The organism is Rhodoferax sp. MLSD5-FHT05B10 (assembly GCF_058793415.1).
On record NZ_JBXAFT010000001.1, the window covers coordinates 361684 to 385687 of the forward strand.

The 24004-nt window shown below is 64.4% G+C and carries 22 protein-coding genes; 9 read left to right on the plus strand and 13 right to left on the minus strand.

What is annotated here, in order from left to right:
• The 3 genes from AC1Q5W_RS01725 to AC1Q5W_RS01735 form a co-directional block, all read right to left on the minus strand.
• The gene (locus AC1Q5W_RS01725) at positions 1-714 is read right to left on the minus strand and encodes an ABC transporter permease (protein WP_492645999.1); all 714 of its coding nucleotides are present in this window, start codon (positions 712-714) and stop codon (positions 1-3) included.
• A complete protein-coding gene (locus AC1Q5W_RS01730; RefSeq protein ID WP_492646000.1) occupies positions 715-1401 on the minus strand; it encodes an ABC transporter permease in 687 nt (228 codons plus the stop codon).
• A gap of 75 nt (positions 1402-1476) precedes the next feature.
• Positions 1477-2244: a lysine/arginine/ornithine ABC transporter substrate-binding protein gene (locus AC1Q5W_RS01735; protein WP_492646001.1), complete on the minus strand. Its 768-nt coding sequence runs from the start codon at positions 2242-2244 to the stop codon at positions 1477-1479.
• A 164-nt stretch (positions 2245-2408) separates the two neighbouring features.
• On the opposite strand from AC1Q5W_RS01735, the gene AC1Q5W_RS01740 reads away from it, so the two are divergent.
• From AC1Q5W_RS01740 to AC1Q5W_RS01750, 3 genes are read left to right on the plus strand one after another with little or no spacing between them, the layout of a single operon-like run.
• Entirely contained in the window at positions 2409-3533 is a 1125-nt protein-coding gene (locus AC1Q5W_RS01740) for an oxidoreductase (RefSeq protein WP_492646002.1), read from the plus strand.
• Between the two features lie 51 nt (positions 3534-3584).
• Positions 3585-5966 (plus strand): YgiQ family radical SAM protein, encoded by a 2382-nt coding sequence (locus AC1Q5W_RS01745; protein ID WP_492646003.1) that lies wholly within the window; start codon positions 3585-3587, stop codon positions 5964-5966.
• 52 nt (positions 5967-6018) lie between these two features.
• Positions 6019-6966 carry a TraB/GumN family protein gene (locus AC1Q5W_RS01750; protein ID WP_492646004.1) on the plus strand — a complete coding sequence of 316 codons (948 nt, stop codon included), beginning with the start codon at positions 6019-6021 and terminating at the stop codon, positions 6964-6966.
• A gap of 73 nt (positions 6967-7039) precedes the next feature.
• On the opposite strand, the gene AC1Q5W_RS01755 is transcribed toward AC1Q5W_RS01750, so the two are convergent.
• A complete protein-coding gene (locus AC1Q5W_RS01755) occupies positions 7040-7960 on the minus strand; it encodes a CoA transferase (protein WP_492646005.1) in 921 nt (306 codons plus the stop codon).
• 91 nt (positions 7961-8051) lie between these two features.
• On the opposite strand from AC1Q5W_RS01755, the gene AC1Q5W_RS01760 reads away from it, so the two are divergent.
• Together AC1Q5W_RS01760 and AC1Q5W_RS01765 are read left to right on the plus strand one after the other, a co-directional pair.
• Complete coding sequence (locus AC1Q5W_RS01760) at positions 8052-9080, plus strand: 3'-5' exonuclease (protein WP_492646006.1); 1029 nt, start codon at positions 8052-8054, stop codon at positions 9078-9080.
• Positions 9081-9091: 11 nt separating this feature from the next.
• Positions 9092-9682: an MOSC domain-containing protein gene (locus tag AC1Q5W_RS01765; RefSeq protein ID WP_492646007.1), complete on the plus strand. Its 591-nt coding sequence runs from the start codon at positions 9092-9094 to the stop codon at positions 9680-9682.
• On the opposite strand, the gene AC1Q5W_RS01770 is transcribed toward AC1Q5W_RS01765, so the two are convergent.
• The 9 genes from AC1Q5W_RS01770 to AC1Q5W_RS01810 all read right to left on the minus strand — a co-directional run bounded on the left by AC1Q5W_RS01770 (position 9666) and on the right by AC1Q5W_RS01810 (position 18574).
• Entirely contained in the window at positions 9666-10406 is a 741-nt protein-coding gene (locus AC1Q5W_RS01770; RefSeq protein WP_492646008.1) for a YoaK family protein, read from the minus strand. The two genes, AC1Q5W_RS01765 and AC1Q5W_RS01770, sit on opposite strands and share 17 nt — an antisense overlap.
• A gap of 41 nt (positions 10407-10447) precedes the next feature.
• Positions 10448-12466 (minus strand): peptidase U32 family protein, encoded by a 2019-nt coding sequence (locus AC1Q5W_RS01775; RefSeq protein WP_492646009.1) that lies wholly within the window; start codon positions 12464-12466, stop codon positions 10448-10450.
• A 32-nt stretch (positions 12467-12498) separates the two neighbouring features.
• Positions 12499-14100 carry a flagellar assembly protein A gene (locus AC1Q5W_RS01780; RefSeq protein ID WP_492646010.1) on the minus strand — a complete coding sequence of 534 codons (1602 nt, stop codon included), beginning with the start codon at positions 14098-14100 and terminating at the stop codon, positions 12499-12501.
• Positions 14101-14233: 133 nt separating this feature from the next.
• On the minus strand, positions 14234-15019 hold the full coding sequence (locus tag AC1Q5W_RS01785; RefSeq protein WP_492646011.1) for a peptidylprolyl isomerase: 786 nt from the start codon (positions 15017-15019) through the stop codon (positions 14234-14236).
• A gap of 29 nt (positions 15020-15048) precedes the next feature.
• The gene (locus AC1Q5W_RS01790; RefSeq protein ID WP_492646012.1) at positions 15049-15342 is read right to left on the minus strand and encodes a BolA family protein; all 294 of its coding nucleotides are present in this window, start codon (positions 15340-15342) and stop codon (positions 15049-15051) included.
• Positions 15339-15893 (minus strand): septation protein A, encoded by a 555-nt coding sequence (locus AC1Q5W_RS01795; RefSeq protein WP_492646013.1) that lies wholly within the window; start codon positions 15891-15893, stop codon positions 15339-15341. The genes AC1Q5W_RS01790 and AC1Q5W_RS01795 overlap by 4 nt, the downstream gene beginning before the upstream one ends.
• Positions 15890-16297 (minus strand): peptide-methionine (R)-S-oxide reductase MsrB, encoded by a 408-nt coding sequence (msrB, locus tag AC1Q5W_RS01800; protein ID WP_492646014.1) that lies wholly within the window; start codon positions 16295-16297, stop codon positions 15890-15892. Before msrB ends, AC1Q5W_RS01795 begins: the two co-directional genes overlap by 4 nt.
• A gap of 23 nt (positions 16298-16320) precedes the next feature.
• Positions 16321-17829, minus strand: coding sequence for a protein adenylyltransferase SelO (locus tag AC1Q5W_RS01805; protein WP_492646015.1), 1509 nt, complete (start codon positions 17827-17829; stop codon positions 16321-16323).
• Between the two features lie 58 nt (positions 17830-17887).
• Positions 17888-18574 carry a Crp/Fnr family transcriptional regulator gene (locus AC1Q5W_RS01810; RefSeq protein ID WP_492646016.1) on the minus strand — a complete coding sequence of 229 codons (687 nt, stop codon included), beginning with the start codon at positions 18572-18574 and terminating at the stop codon, positions 17888-17890.
• A 114-nt stretch (positions 18575-18688) separates the two neighbouring features.
• Between AC1Q5W_RS01810 and AC1Q5W_RS01815 the strand changes: the two genes are divergently transcribed.
• From AC1Q5W_RS01815 to AC1Q5W_RS01830, 4 genes are all read left to right on the plus strand, one after another.
• Positions 18689-19840, plus strand: coding sequence for an ABC transporter substrate-binding protein (locus tag AC1Q5W_RS01815; RefSeq protein WP_492646017.1), 1152 nt, complete (start codon positions 18689-18691; stop codon positions 19838-19840).
• 71 nt (positions 19841-19911) lie between these two features.
• Positions 19912-21540: a 3-(methylthio)propionyl-CoA ligase gene (locus AC1Q5W_RS01820; protein ID WP_492646018.1), complete on the plus strand. Its 1629-nt coding sequence runs from the start codon at positions 19912-19914 to the stop codon at positions 21538-21540.
• 109 nt (positions 21541-21649) lie between these two features.
• The gene (locus tag AC1Q5W_RS01825) at positions 21650-22885 is read left to right on the plus strand and encodes a branched-chain amino acid ABC transporter substrate-binding protein (RefSeq protein WP_492646019.1); all 1236 of its coding nucleotides are present in this window, start codon (positions 21650-21652) and stop codon (positions 22883-22885) included.
• A gap of 83 nt (positions 22886-22968) precedes the next feature.
• The gene (locus tag AC1Q5W_RS01830; protein ID WP_492646020.1) at positions 22969-24003 is read left to right on the plus strand and encodes a branched-chain amino acid ABC transporter permease; all 1035 of its coding nucleotides are present in this window, start codon (positions 22969-22971) and stop codon (positions 24001-24003) included.
• Position 24004: the final 1 nt, after the last annotated feature.

The window sequence follows — 24004 nt, forward strand, 5'->3', positions numbered from 1 at the left end:
TCAGTGCTTTCTCGGCGCCAGATAGGCCAGCAGGCGCCGTTCGCTGAGCTTGAAGACACCAATCAGGCAAAACGATGCCGTGAGGTAGATCGAGGCCGCGGCCAAATAGGCCTCGAAGGGCAGATAGTAGTCCGAATAGATGCGGCTGGCAGCGGCCGTGACATCCAGCATGGCCGGCACGGCGCTGGCCAGGCTGGTGCTGTGCAGCATCATGACGACCTCGTTGCTGTAGGCGGGCAGGGTGCGCCGCAGGGCGCTGGGCAACACGATGCGCACCATGGCCTGCAGGCGGCTCATGCCGAAGGACTGCGCGGCCTCGATTTCACCGGCGCTGGTTTCGCGGATCGCGCCGGCCAGCATCTCGGCGGTGTAGCCCGCGGTGTTCAGGCTGAAGGCCAGCAGGGCGCAGAAGAAGGGCTCCTTGAAATGGGTCCAGGGCCATACCGTGTCCCAGCGGGCCTGGATCCACTCCAGCTGGCCCAGGCCGTAATAGATCATGTAGACCTGAATCAGCAGCGGCGTGCCCCGGATGACGTAGGTATAGGCCCCCACCACCCAGCGCAGGGGGGCCCAGGGGCCGGTCAGGAGCAAGGCGAACACCAGTGCCATGACGGCGCCCACGGCCAGGGACGAAAACAGCAGGCTCAGCGTGGTGACGATGCCGCTGGCGTACAGCGCCAGGTTTTGCGGCTCGAGTATGACAGACCAGTTCATTTACAGCTGCCCCCGCTTGGTGCCCAGGCTGTAACGCGCGTTGATCCGGCGCAGCGCGTACAGCGACACCGTGGTGTAGATCAGGAACAGGGCCGCCGTGAAGAGGAAGAACGTAAAGGGCGAGCGCGTGGCGGCGCTGGCCTGCTTGGCGATGTAGGTCATCTCCTGCAGGCCGATCAGGCTCACCAGGGCGGTGGCCTTGATCAGCACCAGCCAGTTGTTGGTGAAGCCGGGCAGGGCGTAGCGCACCATCTGCGGGGCGGTGATGCGCAGGAAGGTCTGGGTGCGGCCCATGCCAAAGGCCCAGGCGGCTTCCATCTGTCCCTTGGGAATGGACAGGATGGCGCCGCGGAAGGTTTCCGTCATGTAGGCGCCATAGATGAAGCCGATGGTCAGCACCCCGGCCACGAAGGGGTTGATGTCCACCGTGTCCTCGCTGCCCATCCATTCCAGCAGGTTGTTCAACCCGATCGTGCCGCCGTAGAAGACCAGCAGCATCAGCACCAGTTCGGGGATGCCGCGGATGATGGTGGTGTACACGGTGGCCAGCGCCACCAGCACCCGGTGCCCCGAAAGCTTGGCGCCGGCGCCCAGCAGGCCCAGGATGATCGAAACCAGCAGCGCGCACAGGGATACGCCCACCGTCAGCACGGCGCCTTGCAGGATGGCGGTGAAATAACCGTTCATGAAAATGTCAGACCCAACAAAAAGAAACGTCGACGCGGGGCAACCCCCTGCGTCGACGCCAGGATTAGGGCCTGATTATTTACCGTAAACGTCGAACTTGAAGTATTTGTCGTTGATCTTCTTGTAGGTACCGTTGGCGCGGATGGCCTTGATGGCTGCGTTCAGCTCAGTCTTCAGGGCGCCCTGGCCCTTGCGCAGACCAATGCCCACGCCTTCGCCAAAGTACTTCTTGGTGTAGAGCTCTTCGCCCTTCAACTCGTAGTCCTTGCCTTCGGGCTTGCTCAGGAAGCCACCGGTGACTTCCACGTAATCCGCCACCGTGCCGTCCAGACGGCCGGCCTTGATGTCCAGGTAGACCTGGTCCTGGGCTTCGTAGGGCACCACGTCGGCGCCGACGGTCTTGAGTTCACCCATGGCGTATTTTTCCTGGGTGCTGCCCTTGAGCACGCCGATCTTCTTGCCCTTGGTGGAGGCCGGGCCGGTGTACTTCACGTCCTTCTTCAGCACCACGCGGCTGGGCGTGTTGTAGTACTTGTCGGTGAAGTCGATGACCTTCAGGCGGTCTTCGGTGATGGACATCGAGCTGATGATCACGTCGTATTTCTTGGCTTGCAGGCCGGGAATCATGCTGTCCCAGACCTGTTCCACGAACACGCATTTGCGCTTGACCTGCTCGCACAGGGCGCTGGCGATGTCCACGTCAAAGCCGGTGGGCTTGCCGTCGGCCGTCTTGAACGTGAAGGGCTCGTAGGTGGGGTCAATGGCGACCTTGAGGTCTTTGCCCTGTGCAAACGACGCGGCGCAGAGCGATCCCAGCGCAACAGCCAGCAAAAGTTTCTTCATGGAAGGGTCCTTTGAGAAACCGGGGTGCAACCCCGGCAGGTTGAAAAAGAAAAAAATCATTCTACGGGCTAAGCCACGCAAATTGGATGCCAGGAGCCGGCCGGGCATTGGGGTTTCTACGGGCATGGAGGGTGCAACCGGCCCTTCGGTGGGATGATGGACCCATGGCACATCCCCCATCCCCCCCGCATTTGCCGGCGCCTGTGCGCGTGGCCCTCATCGGCTACGGCAACGCCGCCCGCATCTTCCACGCCCCGCTGATCAGCGGGGTGCCAGGGCTGCAGCTGGCGTGTGTGTGCTCCTCCAAGCCGCAGCAGGTGCTGGCGGACTGGCCGCAGGTGGCCGTGGTGGCCACGCCCGAGGATGCCTTCGCCGACCCGCACACCGATCTGGTGGTGATTGCCACCGGCAACGAAAGCCACTACCTCCTGGCCCGCGCCGCCCTGCTGGCGGGCAAGCATGTGGTGTTGGACAAGCCCTGCACCGTGACCCTGGAGCAGACGCAGGACCTGCTGCAGACGGCCCAGGCCGTGGGCCGCGTGCTGACGGTGTTCCAGAACCGGCGCTGGGACGCCGATTTCCTGGCCCTGCGCCAGGTGCTAGCCAGCGGGGTGCTGGGCCGCATCGTGCACTTCGAGTCGCATTTCGACCGCTACCGCCCGGTGGTGCCGGACCGCTGGCGCGAGCAGAACCTGCCGGGCTCCGGGCTGTGGTTTGACCTGGGCGCCCACCTGGTGGACCAGTGTCTGCAGCTGTTCGGCTCGCCCGACGACCTGCTGGTGGACCTGGCTTGCCAGCGTGACGGTGCGCAGGTGAATGACTATTTCCATGCTCAGCTGCGCTACACCACCCGCCACCCCGGCCTGCGCGTGCTGCTGCACGGCAGCGCGCTGGTGCCGGCAGTGGGCCCGCGTTTTGTGGTGCACGGTACCCGGGGTTCCTTCGTCAAATACGGTCTGGACGTGCAGGAAGATGCGCTCAAGGTCGGCGGCCGCCCCCATTGGGACGCCAGCGGCCAGGGCCCCACCGGCTGGGGCCGCGACCCGCAGGTAGGCTCCGTCACCGTGCAGACCGGCAGCGGGCCGGTGGTGACGCCGGCACCGGACCTGCCGGGCAACTACCCCGCCTACTACGCCCAGCTGTGTGCGCATTTGCAGGGGCGGGCGCCCGAGCCGGCCGTGACGCCGGCGCAGGTGGAGCTGGCCATGCGGTTGCTGGTGCTGGGGGAGCGCAGCGCCGCGCTGGGGCAGTTTGTGGCCGTGGACGCGCCAGCCCGAGTACCCCTTTAGGGTGCATTGCCCAGCGTGGGACTTTAAAATGCGGGGTTACCCGAAAGTCCCATGAACGCCTTTGTTGACGTCTCCCATTTTCCGCGCGCCGCCAAGCCGCTGACCAGTTACCGCAAATACTGGGCCGCGCGCTTCGGCACGTCCCGCTTCTTGCCCATGAGCCGCGCCGAGATGGAGCAGCTGGGCTGGGACAGCTGCGACATCGTGCTGGTCACCGGCGACGCCTATGTGGACCACCCCAGCTTCGGCATGGCGGTGATCGGCCGGCTGCTGGAGGCACAGGGCTTTCGCGTGGGCATCATCGCCCAGCCCGACTGGCAGAGCGCCGCCCCCTTCAAGGTGCTGGGCAAGCCCAACCTGTTCTGGGCCGTGACGGCGGGCAACATGGATTCCATGATCAACCGCTACACGGCGGACCGCAAGATCCGCAGCGACGACGCCTACACCCCCGGTGCCGAGGGCAACAAGCGCCCCGACCACGCGGCCATTGTCTACAGCCAGCGCTGCCGCGAGGCCTTCAAGGACGTGCCCATCGTGCTAGGCGGCATCGAAGGCAGCCTGCGCCGTATCGCCCACTACGACTACTGGTCGGACAAGGTGCGCCGCTCCATCGTGGTAGACGCCAAGTGCGACCTGCTGCTGTTCGGCAATGCCGACCGCGCCATTGTGGAAATTGCCCACCGCCTGGCTGCCCGCGAGCCGGTGCAGCGCATCACCGACGTGCGCGGCACCGCTTTTGTGCGCCGCCCCGACGACGAGACCGGCAAGGGCTGGTTCGAGATCGACTCCACCAGCGTGGACACCCCCGGACGTGTGGAAGACCACATCAACCCCTACCAGACCACCAGCGAGCAGGCCGCCGGGCAGGGCAGCAGCTGCGCCAAGGAGGAAAACGAGTCGAAAGGCGTGCCGGGCGCTAGCAATTCAGGAGCGCCTGACGCAGCAGCTACGGCCTCTGTGGCCGAAAAACCCTTGAATTTTGTGCCCAATGCGGCACTGCAGGGCAAAGGCAGCCAAAAGCTGCCGCCGCGGGATCGTTCCGTCATCCGCCTGCCCAGTTTTGAAGCGGTCAAGAGCGACCCGGTGCTGTACGCCCACGCCAGCCGCATCCTGCACCTGGAAACCAACCCCGGCAACGCCCGCGCCCTGGTGCAGGCCCACGGCGAGGGTGTGACCGCGCGCGACGTCTGGATCAACCCACCGCCCATCCCGCTGACCACGGCCGAGATGGACTACGTGTTCGACCTGCCGTATGCGCGCAGCCCGCACCCGGCCTATGCCGACGAGAACGGCAGCCACGACCACGCCACCAAGATTCCGGCGTGGGAGATGATCCGCTTCTCCATCAACATCATGCGCGGCTGCTTTGGCGGCTGTACCTTCTGCTCCATCACCGAGCACGAGGGTCGCATCATCCAGAGCCGCTCCGAGGAGTCGGTGATCCGCGAGATCGAAGACATCCGCGACAAGGTCAAGGGCTTCACCGGCACCATCTCCGACCTGGGCGGCCCCACGGCCAACATGTACCGCCTGGGCTGCCGCAGCCCCGAGATCGAGGCCGCCTGCCGCAAGCCCAGCTGCGTCTACCCCGGCATCTGCCAGAACCTGACCACCAACCACGACCCGCTGATTTCCATCTACCGTCGCGGCCGCGCGCTCAAGGGCGTGAAGAAGATCCTGATCGGCTCCGGCCTGCGCTACGACCTGGCCATCCAGAGCCCCGAATACGTGAAGGAGCTGGTCACCCACCACGTGGGCGGCTACCTGAAGATCGCCCCCGAGCACACCGAAAGCGGGCCGCTGACCAAGATGATGAAGCCGGGTATCGGCAACTACGACAAGTTCAAGACGCTGTTTGACAAGTTCACCCTGGAAGCGGGCAAGAAGCAGTTCCTGATTCCCTACTTCATCGCCGCCCACCCGGGCACCAGCGACGAGGACATGATGAACCTGGCCATCTGGCTGAAGAAGCATGGTTTCCGCGCCGACCAGGTGCAGACCTTCTACCCCAGCACCATGGCCACGGCCACGGCCATGTACCACACCGGCATCAACACCCTCAAGGGCGTGCACCGCGACGAGCGGGGCGAAAAGGTGGACGTGGTGCGCGGCGAAAAGCGCCGCCGCCTGCACAAGGCCTTTCTGCGCTACCACGACCCCAAGAACTGGCCACTGCTGCGCGATGCGCTGAAGGCCATGGGCCGCGCCGACCTGATCGGCAACGGCAAGCACCACCTGATTCCGACCTACCAGCCTATGGGCACCGGCGACGGCGGCTGCGGCTCGCGCAAGAAGGACAACTTCCTCACCATTCCCACCATGGTCACGGAAAAGCCCAAGCCGGGGCGCGTGCTGACCCAGCACACCGGGCTGCCGCCGCGTGACACGGGCGCCAAGCGCGCAGGCGGCAAGCCGGCACGCAAACCGCGTTGACCGGGGCGTCGCTGGCGCCTTTACACTGCCTGTTCACAACAGGGAGGTTCGCGTGAAAGTACTCTGGTCTCTTGGCCTGGCATGGCTGCTGTGCGTTGCCGCACCGGTGGGCGCCGCGCAGGACGCGCCGCAATGCCCCCCGGCTGCCCAGCCGTTTACCCCGGAACTGTTCCAGGCCGCAGCGGCGCAGGCTCGCGACCGCGGCCTGCTGTGGCGCGTCACCAAGGGCGGTCATGCCTCCTATCTGTACGGCACGCTGCACGTGGGGCGGGCCGAGTGGATGGCGCCCGGGCCCTCGGTGCAGCGGGCGCTGCAGGAAACCGACACCGTGGCGCTGGAGCTCGACCCGCTGGACGAGACCGTGCAGCGCGAAATGGCCGCCGGCATGGCCCGCGCCAAGGCGCACCCGCTGCCCGCTGCGCTGCAAAGCCGCCTGCTGCGGGCGCTGCAGGCGCAGTGTCTGCCGGCAGACGCCACCAGCCAGGTGGCGCCAGAAATGCTGGTCTACACCCTGTCTACGCTGGTGGGGCGCCCAGATGGGCTGGAGCCCAGCTATGGCTCGGAAATCCTGCTGTCTATCCTGGCGCACGGCAGCGGGCGGCCCGTGGTGTCGCTGGAAACGGTCGCCCTGCAGCTCAAGACCCTGCTGGCGCGCAATGCCGCCGAGGCCGAAACGGTGGTGCGCGAAGGGCTGGACGACCTGGATTCCGACCGCGTGCACACGGTGTTGCTCAAGTCGGCCCAGGTGTGGGAAAACGGGGAGCTGGCGGAACTGGAACGCTACAGCCAGTGGTGCCAGTGCGCCAACACCCCGCTGGACAAGAAGCTGATGCGCCGCCTGCTGGACGACCGCAACCCCGGCTTGGCCCAGCGCATCGACCAGCTGCACGCCCAGGGGCACAAGCTCTTTGTGGCGGTAGGTGCCATGCACATGACCGGCACCATCGGCATTCCCGCCTTGCTGGCGCGGCGGGGCTACCAGGTCGAGCGGGTTTTTTAGGGCAATTCAGGCTTCCAGGCGCCGTAGAACCTGCGTAGACAGCTATTGAATTTATAGCATCCGTGCGCCGGAATCAGGCCAGCGTGTGCAGCGGAATGTCTTTTGCCGCGGCCAGCTGGTCCAGCTGCTTGCGTGTCTGCGTGAGCAGGAACGCGGCAATCGCCTGGTGGGTTTCCGGTGCGAACATGGCCATGATGTGGGAGGCCTTCAGCCCCACCGCCGCGGCCAGCGACGCTGCAAAGTGCGGCTCCAGCGCCGCCACGGCCACACGCCCGTCCTTGCAGGGGTAGACGCGGTAGCCGGCGTGGCCGCCGCCCACGGCCGAGCCGGGTTTGGTCAGACCCCAGCTGCGGGGCAGGGCCAGATACCCGGCCGCATCCGACAGGGCAATGTCAAAGCGTGCCCCCTTGCCCTTTTGCAGCTGGTGCAGGCGGGCCTGGAGCACCGCCTCGGAGGCCATGAGCGAGCCGCCCATGTCCGCGTACAGCGTGGGGGGCAGGTCCAGGCTGCCAATCAAGTCGTTTTCCGCCAGGTAGGTCAGGTCATGGCCAGGTTCCTCCGCCCGCGCGCCCGGCGCGCCCACGATGGCTACCAGCGACAGGTTGGGGTACTGCTTGTGCAGCGTTTTCCATTCCAGACCCAGCTTGCTCAGGGCCGAGGGCCGAAAAGACGTGAGCAGCACGTCGGTCTTGGCCAGCTCGCGGTGCAGGGCCTTCTGGCCTTTTTCGGACTTGAGATCGGCGGTGGCCACGCGCACACCCCGGTGCAGCACGTCGTAGGCTGCGCGGTTGTACAGGCCCATGGGGTCGCCCGAGGTGCCCTTGGGCGCGCTGGGGTGGGCCGGGGGTTCCAGCTTGACGCAGGTGGCGCCCATTTGCGCGCAGCGCATCAACGCCGCCGGGCCGGGCAGGTTCAGCGCCAGACTGAGGACGCGCACGCCCTTGAGGGGACGGACCGGTTTGGGAGCAGCAGCGGGAGTGGATGTCGTGGCCATAAATACGGATGGGTTGGAGGGATGGGGCGTGTGTGGACGATGATAATGGCAGTTTTCGCACCCGCATTTTCCCGTTCCCCAAGGTGGACCATTGAACAACAACCAGCTCGACTTTGCCTTTGTGGCGGAGCTTCCCACGGTATCTGTCCCGCCCAAGAAGCGGGCTCCACGCAAGACCATGCCCGCGGCCACCCCAGCGGCGTCCGCGGCACCGGCGCAGGACGCCGAATCCCTGGCCCGCGTGCTGGAAACCCACCCCGACTACCGCGTGCTGCGCCGCCTGCAATCGCGTCTGCGGTGGCCGCCGGCCGCCGACGGGCAGGACGTGTGCCGCGTGGTGGTGCTCGACACCGAGACCACGGGCCTGGACCAGTCCAAGGAAAAAATCATCGAGCTGGCCCTGTTGCGGGTCGATGTGGACCGGACCACCGGTTTGCCCGTGGGCGAAGTGCAGGTCTACGATGGCCTGGAGGACCCCGGCATGCCCATTCCCAAGGAGATCGAGGGCATCACCGGCATCAGCAACGCCATGGTGAAAGGCCAGCGCCTGGACGAGGCGAGGGTGGCACAGTTGCTGGACGGCGCCGATCTGGTGATTGCACACAATGCCGGGTTTGACCGTCCGTTTGCCGAGGCCCGCCTGTCCCGCTTCCGCGAACTGGCCTGGGCCTGCTCGTTTGCCGACATCGGCTGGAAGGACTACGGGCGCGGCTCGGCCAAGCTGGAAAACCTGGCGCTGGAGATGGGCTGGTTCTACGACGCCCACCGCGCCGAGATGGACTGCCACGCACTGCTGGCGGTACTGGCCGCCCCCTTGCCGGGACAAGCCCATACCGGCTTGGCCCAGCTGGTGGAGCAGGGCCGCAAGCCCAGCTACCGCCTGCAGGCCACCGCAGCCCCGTTTGACGCCAAGGACCTGCTCAAGGCCCGCGGCTACCGCTGGAACGCGGAGCAGAAGGTCTGGCACACCCGGCTGGGTGACGCGGAGGCACTGCAAGCCGAGTGCGACTGGCTTAGGGCCCAGGTGTACCGGCGCGCCGCCACGGTGCAGGTCGAGACGCTGGACGCCACCGTGCGCTACTCCAGCCGCGCCGGCACGGTGGTCCAGCAGCCGTTGTAGGAGCGCAAACCATGTCTGCATCTGCACGGTCGGTGCTGGGCGTCCAGGTCGCCCAGGCCCGCAAGATCACCATCTCCGGGCGCTCCATTCTCTCGGCTATCCACAAGACGGCGGCGCCGGGGCCGGTGGGTGTGGGCGCGCTGGGCCTGCATGGCGACGAGCAGGCCGACCTCTCGGTCCACGGCGGGCTCGACAAGGCGGTGTATGCCTACCCGGTGGAACATTACGATTTCTGGCGCAACGCCCGCCAAGATGCCGGCGTGGCCGGCATCGACCCCCAGCTGCCGCACGGCTCCATGGGCGAGAACCTCACCCTGCAAGGGCTGCTGGAAAGCGAGGTCTGGGTGGGGGACGTGCTGCGCTTTGCCCACTGCGCCCTGCGGGTGACGCAGCCCCGGGAACCCTGCTACAAGTTCAACGCCGCCATGGGCTTCAACATGGCGGTCAAGATGATGGCGCAGAGCGGCTTTTGCGGTTTCTACCTGGCAGTGGACGTGCCCGGTACCGTGGGCGCGGGAGAGCCGTTCGAGTTGCTACCCGGCCCGCGCAGCATGCGCATTTCCGAGCGCATTGCGTCCAAGATGTTCAAACATCTTCGGTAATGTCTTTCCACAGCGGCGGACTGGCCAGCACCATCAGCAGGGCGGCAATGGGGACCGTGGCGTAAAACCCGATGGCCTTGAAGGCGATGGCCCCCACAATGCCGCCGCAGAAGAACAGCGCCAGAATCGTGGCATGGATGGCCAGCCGGTCGCGGTCGGCGCGGACGAAGTGGGTGGCGTTGGCGCTGTGCGAGCGGTTCCAGTAGAACAGCCGCCCGATCTCAATGCCCAGGTCCGTCACGATGCCGGTCATGTGGGTGGTGCGGATCTCGGCCCGGGAGATCTTGGTGACGATGGCGTTCTGCAAGCCCATGATGAAACACAGGATCAGCACCGTGGTGGGAACGAACACGTCAATCCACACATCCAGGTTGGCGCCCAGCAGGCCAAACGCCAGCAGGAACACCGCTTCCCACATCAGCGGCAGCGCGTATTCGCCGTACATTTGCCGCCGGCGTGCCCAGTTGATCATCATGGCCGTGGTGGCGGCCCCCGCCATGAAGGCCATCAGGAACATCAGGCCCGTCAGGGCCAGCGTCAGTTCGCCCAGCACCAGATCGTCCGCCACTTCGGACACGATGCCCGTCATGTGCGAGGTGTAGCGCTTGACGGCCAGGAAGCCTCCGGCGTTGACGGCCCCGGCCACAAAGGCCAGCACAGCGCCCAGTTGGCGGTTGGTACGTTGGGTCCGCACCTTGGAAACCAGTCGGTTGAAGAAATTCATGGGTGGATAGGCAGGGTGTTCGCAGGTATTGACAAGGCAGCTCAGTGGCCGAACGCGTCAGTGGGTCGGGTGCGGTGAAAGGTCAGGGGGACGCCGTCGGCCGCAGCCGCCAGGTCCTTGCGGGCCTGGTTCAGAACCGACGTCTTCATCTTGCCCACCACGTGCATCTCGCAGGGCTTGCAGTCAAAGCGCAGGGTGAGTTTTTCCTTGCCGTTGATGAGTTGCAAGGGCTCGGCCCGGACCTGGCCCTGCACGCCCACCACGCCCTTGGCCTGCTTGGGGCACAGGCTCAGGGAGAAACGCACGCAGTGCTTGGTGATCATCAGACTGACTTCACCGAGCTCCTCGTTGGCTTCGAAAGCGGCGTCGATGACCCGCACGCCGTGGCGAGCGTAGAAGTTGTGGGCGGAGGTGTTGTACACATTGCCCAGGTAGCTCAGCGTGTCTTCCGGGTAGGGAACCGGTGGCTGCACGGGCGTGGCGCGTTCCAGGCGCTGCCAGGCCTGGGCGCGTGAGGCTTCCAGGGCCTCGATCGCCCCGCGGCGCAGGGCATTGAGTACCGACGCGGGCACAAACAGGCCGCTGGCGCCTGTGACATCTGCGTCAAGTGCTTCAAAAATAGTAGCGCCCAGTTTGCCGATCTGGGCGCGGTTGCTGGCGTCGGCGGCGGCAGCGTCCTTGGCGGGTTCGGGAGGCAGATCGGTCTGGGCCTCGCCCACGCAGCCGTCCTCGTCGGTGTAAGACAGGGCCATGCCATCCGATGTGGCGGACAGGGCGGCCCAGACGCCTATGCGCCGGTCGCTGGACTTCTTGTCCAGCACGCGCACCCAGTCCACGTCGCGGTTGCGGTTGACCTCCAGGCCCTTGCGCAGGTCCTTCAGGCCCGCCACGGCGTCCTTGGGGAACACGCGCCAGCGGCCCTTGGCCGCGTTCACCGCCTCGGCCCGGTTGATGGCCATGCCCACCAGTTCCTTCTGCAGGTCGTAGTAGCACAGGCCGTCGCCGTTGTGCAGCGCCATGGCGGTATCGCCGAGTTCCAGCTCGACCCAGTTGGGGCCGACCTGGGTCACGTAGCCAATGGGCTGACCCGGGTTCTTGGGGCTGTCGAAGGCGCCAATGTCCATCTGGCGGCCCTGGACGAAGTAGTCGGTGAACTCGCGGTTGAAGTTCTGGTCGGGGTCGGGCGTGAAGGTGAAAGTGGTGCGCCCGCTGCTGGCACGGGCCAGGGGCGCGTCGGAGCCTTCGCGGGCTTCAATGAGTTCGTCCAGCAGCGTGCGGTAGTGGGCGGTGATGTTCTTCACGTAGCCCATGTCCTTGTAGCGGCCCTCGATCTTGAAGCTGCGCACGCCCGCATCCACCAGCGCAGCCAGGTTGGCGCTCTGGTTGTTGTCCTTCATGGAGAGCACGTGCTTGTCGTGCGCCACGAAACGGCCCTTGGCATCCACCACCTGGTAGGGCAGGCGGCAGGCCTGGCTGCATTCGCCGCGGTTGGCGCTGCGCCCGGTATGGGCGTGGCTGATGTAGCACTGGCCGCTGTAGGCCACGCACAGGGCGCCGTGCACAAAGAATTCCAGGGTGCAACGGGCAGGGTCGGTCGCGGCGCGGATGGCGGCAATCTGCTCCAGTGTCAGTTCGCGCGCCAGCACGATCTGCGACAGGCCCACGTCCTGCAGGAAGCGCGCCTTTTCGGGCGTGCGGATGTCGGTCTGGGTGCTGGCATGCAGCTGGATGGGCGGCAGGTCCAGCTCCAGCAAGCCCATGTCCTGGATGATGAGGGCGTCCACCCCCGCGTCATGCAGCTGCCAGGCCAGCTTGCGGGCCGGCTCCAGTTCCTCGTCACGCAGGATGGTGTTGAGGGTGACGAAGATGCGGCTGTTGAAACGGTGGGCGTGGCGCACCAGGCGCGCAATGTCGGAGACGCTGTTGTCGGCGCTGGAGCGGGCGCCAAAGCCGGGGCCGCCGATGTAGACGGCGTCGGCACCGTGGTTGACGGCTTCGATGCCGATGTCGGCATCACGCGCCGGGGCCAAGAGTTCAAGCTGGTAATCGGGCAGGGACATGCTGCGATTATCCCAGTCCGGCCCGGGTCCAGTCAGGCAACGGGCTTGGCGTTTCCCGAGCGGTCGGTAAAGAGGATGTGAGCCTCGGCGTCGATCGAAAAGACGCCGGCGTCGAATTCCGTGCGCAGGTGGGCCACTTTCTGGCCAAATGCCAGGTCCACGGCCCCCGCCACGCTTACCCCAATCTCCACCTCGGCACCCTGCGTGAGGGCCAGCTGTTTTTCCAGCTCCTCGCGTTCAACCAGGGACTGGGCCCAGGCCTGGACCGCCTGCTGCCAGGCGCCCTTGACCCGCTCCAGCATGCCCTTGGGGTCGCCGGCCGTGCTCAGGTGGTGGACCAGCTTCTTGAGGTTCTCCTCGTTGGTCTTTTCCTTTTCGAGGCGCTCTTCCAGCGCCTTGCGCTGGGTTTCCAGTTCCGGGTTGGTTCCCACCAGCACCCGGGTGACGCCGCCCTGGTTGGAGCCCAGGACGGGCACGCGCAGCAGCATCATGGTCGTGGCGGAACCTCCGGCCAGGCGCCCGCGTTGGGGGGATTTGACGCCAATGATGATCTGGTTGAGGGCCTGCAGATCGCATTGCAGGGCCGCGTCGTCCAGCGCAATCACGGTGCCCGCACGGATGCTGGCGCCCTCGGCAAAGCGCGCGTTCACCGAGCCGGCTGCCCGCACGTCGGCCTGGGCAATGATGCCACCACCGATCTGGATGTTGCCGCCGGCTTCGAGCAGGGCACCGTCCACCGTGCCGCCCACCAGAATGTCGCCGCTGGCGCGGACTTTCATGCCCTGGATCACTTCGCCGTCAATCTGCACAGTGCCTTCGAACTGGATGTTGCCGGTGTTGAGGTTGACTTCCTTGACATGCAAAATGGGCTCGACCATGACGCCGTTGGGAACCAGCACGGGTTGCCCGGACACTTGCGCCTGCAGCAGGTTGGGGTCTTGCAGGGCCACTTGTGCGCCGGACAGCTGGGGTGCAAAGGGCTCGTCCCGCCCGGCATGGGACGGCAGCACGCGGCCCCGCACGGTGTGGCCGTCCACCCCCGCCGTCGGGGGAATGCGGCGCATGAGTTCGGCACCGGCATGTACCACGCAGATGTCGCCACGCTCGCGGTAATCGATGAACCCGTCCGCATCCACCTTGGGGGCGCGGTCTGCGGTCTGCGGAATCAGCGCCTCGAAAATGGTGGGGTTGCCGTTGACGGGCGGCGCACCGTGGGCAACGGGGACATGGCTGGCGTGACCCTGGGCGCAGATCTGGCGCACGGCGGCTTCGTCGATGCCGAACACCACGCCGGCAGCTTCCAGCAGGTGGATCACATCTTCGGCGCAGGCGGTTTTGCCGCCGTGCGCGGGCGTGAGAGTCAACTCGGCGGACATCTCATCGGCCGCAATCCGGACGCCAACGGTGGCGTCCAGCCGGTCTGCCAGGTGGGCGGTAAATGGAGTGGTGTGGGTGTTGCAGTCGCTGGCGGCCGTGGCGATGGCGGCTTCGTGGAGGAGGCATCCGCCAAACCCGTTCTGCTCCAGCAGGGCGTGCAGCAATTCCGAGTCGACCACGGTGCGTCCGGCCGTTGGCTGGCTGTGCAACAGCACTTGGCCGTTCTCTTCGGTCAGGGTGATCCCGGCTACGTCCATGGCGTGTGTGTCCTCGTTCTTCTGGCTATTCCATACGGCCCATAGGGTAATAGTAATCGCATCGCGCAGGGAGAGGCATAAAAAAACGCGGCCAGGGCCGCGTTTTGCATCGGGGACCAGCTGCCCGGAAGGTTTATTCGACCTTGGCCTTGCTGCGCAGGTCTTCCTGGAACTTGACCATGCGCTGTTGCTGCAACTGCTGGGCAATTTGGGGCTTCACTTCCTCGAACTTGGGCAACTGGGCTTCACGCACGTCGTCCAGGCGAATGATGTGGTAACCGAACTGGGTCTTGACCGGTGTTTCGGTGATCTTGCCCTTGGACAGGGCCACCAGCGCGTCGGAGAATTCCTTCACGTAGTTGCTGGGGCTGGCCCAGTCCAGCGCGCCGCCGTTGGCGCCGGAGCCGGGGTCCTTGGAGGATTTCTTGGCAATGGCTTCAAACTTGCCGCCTTTTTTCAGCTGCGCAATGATGGCCTTGGCCTGGTCTTCCGTTTCCACCAGGATGTGGTGGGCGCTGTATTCCTTGCCGCTGTTGGCGGCGACAAACTTGTCGTATTCGGCCTTGACTTCGGCATCGGACACCGGGTTCTTCTTCTGGTAATCCGTGAACAGCTCACGGATCAGGATGGCCTGGCGGGCCAGATCCATCTGGTTCTTGAAGTCTTCCGTGGCGTCCAGTCCGCGGGCCTGGGCTTCCTGCATGAAGATTTCACGGGCAATGACTTCGTCCTTGATCTGTCCCTGCATTTCCGGCGTGACTTGGCGGCCCGAGCGGGCCATTTGTTGTGTCAGCACCTCCACGCGCGACAGCGGCACGGCCTTGCCGTTGACGATGGCGACGTTTTGGGCCCAGGCTGCGGGCGCTGCCGCCGCCAGCAGGGCGGTCAGAGTGAGGGCGGACAGAATTTGCTTCTTCATGCGTTTTCCTTCAGGGATGCGAGATCGTACTAAGCGCTGGTATGGGGGTGTGTTTCTTCGGCTTCAATGGCCAGGGCGTGCAGGCCCTGATCAATGAAATCTTGCAGTGCATCATACACAAGGCGATGGCGTGCAACCCGGTTCTTGCCGGCAAAAAGTTCCGAAGCGATGCGAACCCGGAAATGGGTCCCGAAACCCGTGCCGTTGGCCCCGGCGTGGCCGTTGTGCTGGAAGCTTTCGTCCAGCACCTCCAGCCGGGTGGGTGCCAGGCGCGCGCGCAGGCGCTCTTCGAGCCGGGCGGCGGTGGGTGCGGAAGTGGTCATGGTGTGGGTCCTCTGTCAGAAGAGTCGTTGGCCCGGAGATGGGGCGCGATGTACAGCCCCTGTCCGATGATGAAAACAAGCGGAAAGACGTAGCCCCAGAGTTTGAAGCTCACCCAGGCTTCGGTGCTGTAGTAAACCACCACGTAGGCGTTGCTCAGCGCCATGAAAGCGCAGTACACCACCCAGGCCACGTTGAGCCGGTGCCAGACCGGTTCTGGCAGCGCCAGCTGGCTGCCCAGCAGCAGCTTGAGGAAGTTCTTGTGCATCACCCAGACGGCAACCGCCAGCGCGATGGCCATGGCGGTGTACAGCACGGTGGGCTTCCACTTGATGAAGCGGTCGTCGTGCAGGACCAGCGTCAGGGTTCCAAACAGCAGCACCAGCGCCAGCGTGACCTTGTGCATGGCCTGGAGTTTGCGGTCAATGCCGTAAATCAGCGCCATCTGCAACGTCGTGGCTGCCATCAGCACCGCGGTTCCGACGTAGATGTCGAACAGCTTGTAGGCGCCAAAGAAGAGCAGGAGGGGAAAAAAGTCGATCAGTATCTTCATGCAGGTACGAAGTGTAGCGAGGCCGAGTTCATGCAGTAGCGCAGGCCCGTGGGGGCCGGGCCGTCTTCGAACACATGGCCCAGGTGCGCGCCGCACTGGCTGCACACCGTTTCCACACGCACCATGCCGTGGCTGCGGTCGGTGATTTCCGTAATGGCCCCCGCCTTGGCCTGCGAAAAGCTGGGCCAGCCGCAGCCGGCGTCGAACTTGGTATCGGCGTCGAACAAGGTGTTGCCGCAGCAGATGCAGTGGTAGCTGCCATCCGCCCAAAGGGCCTCGTACTTGCCGGTGAAGGGGCGCTCGGTGGCGGCGTGACGGGTAACCTCGAACGCACGGGGCTCAGCCCCTTTGGCCTGCAGCTCGGCCTGCCACTGGGCTTCGGTTTTCTGGATGGGGTAGGTCATGGTTCAGGGGTCCGGTGAGGGGGTCAGGAACTGCAGCTGATGGCGATGCTGCCGGCCCAGTCGGGTGGGAAGTCGGCATACGCTTCAAACGCAGGGTGTTCATCAAAAGGGCGCTCCAGCACATCCAGCAATTGCGCGACCACGGAAAAATCCTTGGCCCTGGCCGCTTGGATGGCCAACTCGCCCAAATGGTTCCGCAACACGAACTTGGGGTTGCTTTTGAGCATCAAATCGGCAGAAAACCCGCTTGTAGGCTGCGCAATGCGCTCTGAAAACTGTAGCAACCAGCGGTCGATGCCGGCGCTGTCCAGAAACAGGTCGCGAACCGAGGTATCGGCCGGCGAGGGCTGGCGTGCCCAGTGGCTCAGGCGGCGCCAGAAGATGGTGTAGTCCACCCGGTCGGCAGCCATCAGGCGCAGCACTTCGTCCACCAGCGCCTGCAGGCCGTCGGGTACCTGGGCAAAACCCAGCTTGGCCGCCATGCGGGCCGCAAAGGCCTGGGGATACAGGGTCTTGTAGGTCTCCAGGGCGGCGATGGCCTGCTCCTGTTCGCCAATCAGGGGCAGTAGTGCCTGCCCCAGGCAATACAGGTTCCAGTACGCCACGCCGGGCTGCTTGTGAAAGGCATAGCGGCCCTGGTGGTCCGAGTGGTTGCAAATGTGGCCGGGGTCGTAGGCGTCCAGGAACTGGAAGGGGCCGTAGTCGATGGTCAGGCCCAGAATGCTCATGTTGTCGGTGTTCATGACGCCATGGCAGAACCCGATGGCCTGCCACTGTGCCATCAACTGCGCCGTGCGCCCGGTCACGGCCTGCAGCAAGGCGGCATAGGCGTTGCCGCCAAAGCGGTTGTCGGTCCGGCAGGCGGGGTAGAAGCGGTCTACCACGTAGTCGGCCAGCTGGCGCAGTTGCGCGTGCTGGCCGGTATGGCAAAAGTGTTCGAAATGCCCGAACCGGATGAAGCTTGGCGCCATGCGGGCGACGACGGCGGCTGTCTCCGGCTGTTCCCGGTAGACCGGCTGGTCGGAACCCATGATGCACAGGGCCCGTGTGGTGGGCACTTCCAGGGCGTGCATGGCTTCGCTGCACAGGAACTCCCGAATGCTGGAGCGCAGCACGGCGCGGCCGTCGCCCATGCGCGAGAAGGGCGTCAACCCGGAGCCCTTGAGCTGGAGCTCCTGCGCCACACCGGGCTGGCCGGGCTGCGGCGCCAGTTCGCCGAGCAGGATGGCGCGCCCGTCGCCCAGCTGGCCCGCCCACACGCCAAACTGGTGGCCGCTGTAGACGCTGGCCAGCGGCTGTCCCCCCACGGGAAGCTGGTTGCCCGCCAGAATGTCCTGCCAGACGGGGGTTTGCAGGGCGGCGGGCGTCAGGTCAATCAGCCGGGCTGCCGCGGCGCTGTGCCCCACCAGATAGGGCTGGGGCAGGGGCTGCGGCGCCAGGGGGGCGTAGAAATCGGGCCCCAGTTCGGCAAAGCTGTTGCGCCAGTGCCAGCCGGGTTGTGGAAGGTCGTGGCCTGGGGGAGGGGTGTTCATGCCCGTATTGTGTTGGAGGCCGCACAAACCCACCCGGCCCAGGGTCAAAACGCCGGATTCAGGCAGGCGGTGTGAGCAGGAGTCTGGACAGCCCGGTGTCGTCGAGCACCGTGATGCGGCTCATGGACAGGCTGATCAGCCCCTGCTGCTGCAGGGTGTTGAGGGCCCGGTTGGCCGTTTGCCGGGACATGCCGGCGAGGCTGGCGAGTTCGTCCTGCGACAGGTCCAGCTGGCGCGTGCGGCTCCAGAACAGCCGGCTGAGCGACAGGGCAATGCGCTGTTCCGGGCTGCGGGTGCGTCCGGCGTCAATGATGGCCATGGCCTGGCCCAAGCGCTGGTTCAAATGGGCGACGAGAAACTGGTTGAACCCCATGCTGCTGGCGTGCAGGGCATGGAATATGGCGTTGGGCAGGCACAGCAATTCGGTGTCGCGCAGGGCAATGACATCGTAGCGGCGCGGTTCGTCCTTCAGGGTGGAGCCCTCGCCGAACCACTCGCCGGCCGATACGCCCAGATACGTGGCGTTGCGTCCGGTCCCCGAGCGGCGTTCGATGGTGACCAGACCTGAGAGCACCGCGTACCAGCCCAGCACCGGTTCGTTGGCCTGCAGGACCACCTCGCCCTTGCGCGCCTGCACGGTCAACACCTGCTGCTCAATGTCCTGCCGGCGTGGCAGTGGCAACTCTGCAAACCAGGAGTGCACCATGAGAAAGCGGTGGATGGGGTCGGTAGCGTTGGGAAACATGGGCTTTCGGGTTGTCGTCCGGACGACATGGGTTGCACGCGGGAGGTGGCACGGGCAGACTCCCGTGCGTCGCTGGAAGCCCTGCGCACACATTCAATAATAAAGGAGACCGCCATGGGGCAGTATTCACGTTTACTGGGGTGCCTGCTCGCGCTGGCCCTGCATCTGGGCGCATTGCCCGCGCACGCCGCCGAGGCCGGGGTCACCGACAAGGAGATCGTGATCGGTCAGGTGCTGGATTTGTCCGGTCCGCTGGGCGAGCTGGCGCCGGACATCGTCAACGGCGCCACGGTGGCATTTGGCCGCATCAACGAAAAAGGCGGCATCAACGGGCGCAAGATCCGCCTGGTCACCCTGGATGACGGCTACGTGCCGGCCAATACCGTCAAGGCGGTCACCCAGATGATCGAAAAGGAGCAGGTGTTCGCCCTGATGAACATGACCGGCACGTCCAACACGGCGGCCGCATTGCCCCTGCTGGAGAAGGAAAAGCCACCGGTTCCCCTGATCGCCCCCTTCACGGGCGCGGCGCTGGTGCGAACCCCGCCCATCAACCACGTGTTCAATGTGCGCGCCAGCTATGCCGATGAAGCCGAAAAAATCGTGCAGCATCTGGCCACGCTGGGTGTGCAGCGCATCGCGGTGCTGTGGAGCAACAACGGCTTTGGCAAGGATGGGTTGGCCGGCGTGCAGAAGGCCATGGAAAAACGGGGGCTGAAGATCCACTCCAGCGCACCGATTGAGCAGAATGCCTCCGACACCGAGCAGGCCGTTGCCGCGCTGTCGGCGAGCCAGCCGGAAGTGATCATCATGATCACGGCGGGCGCCCCCACGGTGAGCTTCATCAAGAGCTACAGCAAGGTGCGCAAGGGCATGCAGTTCTACACGCTGTCGGTCATGGGCACGCAGGCCACGCTGCGGGCCCTGGGGCCGGCCGGTGTGGGCGTGGTGATCACCTCGGTGGTGCCGTTCCCCTGGGACTTCAGCCACCCGCTGGCCCGCGAATACCGCGCAGCCATGGAGAAGGCCGGCTACAGCAACCTGTCGTTCCTGGGCTTTGAGAGCTACATCAATGCCAAGGTAATTGGCGAAGGCCTGCGGCTCGCCGGCAAAGACCTCAACCGCCCACGCTTCATTTCGGCCCTGGAAAACATGAAGCAACTGAATCTGGGTGGGTTCGAGGTGGGCTTCAGCCGGGACTCGCGCCAGGGCTCCCGGTTCGTGCAGCTCGTCATCGTCAGTCCCGGCGAGAAATTCAACCGGTAGTTTCACGCCTCGCGCGTGTGAACCACTATGATCAAGTATCGAAATACACACCCAAACCTAAAGGAGTACACATGTTAGGGTTGATGCAAAGCCAGCAATTGCTGATTTCCTCGTTGATTGATTTTGCCGAACGGCACCATGGCGAGGGTGAGGTGGTATCCCGCCGCGTCGAGGGCGACATCCACCGCTACACCTACAAGGACGTGGCGCAGCGCGCGCGCAAAGTGGCGAACGCGCTGGACCAGATGAACCTGGCCTTCAGCGACCGCGTGGCCACGCTGGCCTGGAACGGTTACCGCCATCTGGAGCTGTATTTCGGCGTGAGCGGTTCGGGCCGCGTGTTGCACACCCTGAACCCGCGCCTGCACCCCGACCAGATCGTCTGGATTGCCAACCATGCCGAGGACCAGGTGCTGTGCTTCGACATGTCGTTCCTGCCTATCGTGCAGGCCGTGCACAGCCGTTGCACCACCATCAAGCACTTCATTGCCCTGTGCGACGCGGACAAGCTGCCCGCGGACAGCGGCATTCCGGGCTTGCAGAGCTACGAAGCGTGGATTGGCGCGCAAGCTGCCGAGTACACCTGGCCGGTGTTCGACGAAAACTCCGCTTCCAGCATGTGCTACACCAGCGGCACCACCGGCAACCCCAAGGCGGCCCTGTACAGCCACCGCTCCACCATCCTGCACGCGTTCTCCGGAGCCCTGCCAGATGCTTTGAGCATGAGCGCGCGGGACTCCGTGTTGCCCGTGGTTCCCATGTTCCACGTCAATGCCTGGGGCCTGCCGTATTCGGCCGCCATGACCGGTGCCAAGCTGGTGTTTCCGGGGCCGGCGATGGACGGCAAGTCCATCTTCGAACTCATCGAACTGGAGAAGGTCAGCTTCGCCGCCGGTGTCCCCACCGTGTGGCAGATGATGCTGGCACACATGCAGTCCGGCAACCTGCGTTTCTCCACGCTCAAGCGCACCGTCATCGGTGGCTCTGCGTGCCCGCCGGCCATGATCACCGCCTTTAACGACCAGTATGGCGTCGAGGTGCTGCATGCCTGGGGCATGACGGAGATGTCGCCACTGGGAACGGTCTGCACGCTCAAGAACAAGCACCTGACCATGAGCGCCGAGGACAAGATGAAAGTGCGGCTCAAGCAGGGCCGCGGCATTTACGGCGTGGACATGAAGATCGTCGACGACGAAGGGAAAGAGCTGCCCTGGGACGGCAAGGCGTACGGCGACCTGCTGGTCAAGGGCCCGTGGATCATCAGCGAGTACTACAAAGGCGAAGGCGCCTCGCCGCTGGTCGATGGCTGGTTTCCCACAGGCGATGTCGCCACCATCGATCCCGATGGCTACATGCAGATCACCGACCGCAGCAAGGACGTGATCAAGTCCGGCGGCGAATGGATCAGCTCGATTGACGTCGAAAACATTGCCATGGCACACCCGGCCGTGGCCATGGCCGCCTGCATCGGCATGAAGCACCCCAAGTGGGATGAGCGCCCCATTGTTGCCGTCGTCAAGAAGCCCGGCGCCGAGGTTACCCGCGAGGAATTGCTGGCGTTCTACGAAGGCAAGACCGCCAAGTGGCAGATCCCCGACGACGTGATTTTCGTGGACGCAATCCCCCTGGGTGGAACCGGCAAGATGCAGAAAATCAAGCTGCGTGAAATGCTGCGCGACTACAAGTTGCCGACGGCCTGAAGGAGACCGGTTGGGAGTCGCCTTGGTGATAGCGTGTAGGGGAAACCCCATGTGTTGCACTGCACAAATCCCTGTACTCTCAACCTGTCTTTTCTAAGGAGCCACTCGTATGAAATTTGCAATGAAATTTGTCGCCGCTTCGGCTGCGTTGCTGTGTGCTGGTGCTGTGTTTGCCCAAAAAGGCGAAGTTGTCAAAATGGTGCGTATTGACGCCCAGACCGGATTGCTGGGCCCAGTGGGTGTCAACCAGCTGAAGAGCTACCAATTCTTTGCCGACAAATTCAGTGGCGCCGGCAACCCCGCTGGCGTGAAGTTCGAAGTAACAGGCATTGACAACAAGCTCAGCCCCACAGAAAGCCTGAACGCCTTGAAGGCGGCCATTGACCAGGGCGCACGCTACATCCTGCAAGGCAACGGCTCGTCGGTAGCCCTGGCGTTGTCCGATGCGATCACCAAGTACAACGAACGCAACCCTGGCAAAGAGGTGCTGTACCTCAACGACTCGGCGGTGGACCCAGACCTGACCAACAGCAAGTGCAGCTACTGGCATTTCCGCTTTGACGCTGACACTTCCATGAAGATGGAAGCCATGTCCAGTTTCATGGCCGAGCAGAAGGACATCAAGAAGGTCTACATCCTGGGTCAGAACTATTCGCACGGCGTGCAGGTTGCCAAGTTCACCAAGGAAACGCTGGCCCGCAAGCGGCCTGACATCCAGATCGTGGGCGAAGACTTGCACCCGCTCGCCCAGGTGCGCGATTTCGCTCCCTACATCGCCAAGATCAAGGCTTCCGGTGCCGACACCGTCGTGACCGGCAACTGGGGCTCTGACCTGTCCCTGCTGATCAAGGCTGCCAACGAGAACGGCTACAACGGCAGGTTCTTCACCTACTATGCCGGCGTAACCGGTACGCCATCGGCCATTGGAACCAATGGTGCTGGCCGCGTGTACCAGATCGGCTACAGCCACTACAACATGGGTGGCCAGATGGACAAGTGGATGCACGAGTTCAAGACCAAGTACAACGACGACTTCTACACCGGCTCCATCATCCGCATCTACGAAACCTTGGGCGCGGCCATGGCCAAGGCCAAGTCTACGGACCCCGTCAAGGTGGCCGCAGCCCTGGAAGGCATCAAGGTCAAGAGCTTCAACGGCGAAGTGGAAATGCGCAAGGCAGACCACCAGCTGCAGCAGCCCCTGTACATGACGGTGTGGCAGAAGGCCGGTGGCAAGTACCCCTACAGCCCGGAAAACACCGGCATGACCCTGGTGCCGCTGAAGGAGTACCCCAACTACGTTTCCAGCACGCCAACAAGCTGCCAGATGAAACGACCCTCCTGATCCCGGGCGCTTGAGCCAAGAGCCCGAACGGGTGAACCGTCTCGGGCTCTTTTATTTTTAACGAAGAAAAAGGTCAGTTGGCAATGGAGTTTTTCATCATCTCGATGCTCAATGGGCTGAGCTATGGCCTGTTGTTGTTCATGTTGAGCTCGGGTCTCACGCTGATTTTCAGCATGATGGGCGTTCTGAATTTCGCCCATGCTTCCTTCTACATGCTGGGCGCGTATGTGGGCTACAGCGTGTCCCGGCTGGTTGGTTTCTGGCCCGCCCTGGTGCTGGCCCCGCTGGTCGTGGGGGCGCTGGGCGCATTCTTCGAACGCGCGTGCCTGCGCAAGGTGCACAAATACGGGCACGTTGCCGAACTGCTGATTACCTTCGGGCTTTCCTACGTGGTGCTGGAGCTGGTGCAGCTCATCTGGGGCCGCATTGCCATCGAATTCCACCCGCCGGAGTCGCTGCAGGGGCCTGCGTTCACCCTGATCAACCATTCCATCCAGGGGCTCAGCCTGCTGTGGGGAGCGGCACCGGCCGAAATGTGCTCGGCGGCCGACGAGGCGGTGCGCATTGTCTGCTCGCCATTCCCGGCCACCCGCGGCTTCATGATGCTGGTGGCGATCATCATGCTGGTGGCGGTCTGGCTGCTGCTGACCCGCACCCGCATCGGGCTGGTCATCCAGTCGGCGTTGACCCACCCCGATGCAGTCGAATCGCTGGGTCACAACGTGCCGCGCATCTTCATGATGGTGTTTGGTGCCGGCTGCGGCCTGGCTGGTCTGGCCGGCGTGATTGGCGGCAGCACCTTCCTGACCGAACCCGCCATGGCGGCCACCGTCGGGTCCGTCATCTTCGTGGTGGTGGTGGTGGGCGGCATGGGTTCGCTTTCCGGCGCGTTTCTCGCATCGGTGCTGATCGGCGTGATCCAGACTTTTGCCGTGGCGTTCGACTACTCGGTCGCCACACTGGCCCAGCAGTTGGGCCTGCACCTCGGCAATGCCGCACTCAACAACTCCTTTGTCAAACTGACTTTGTCGCAGGTAGCGCCCATCTTGCCCTACCTGTTCCTGGTGCTCATCCTGATCTTCCGGCCCAAAGGGCTGCTCGGAAAGCGGGAGGGCTGAA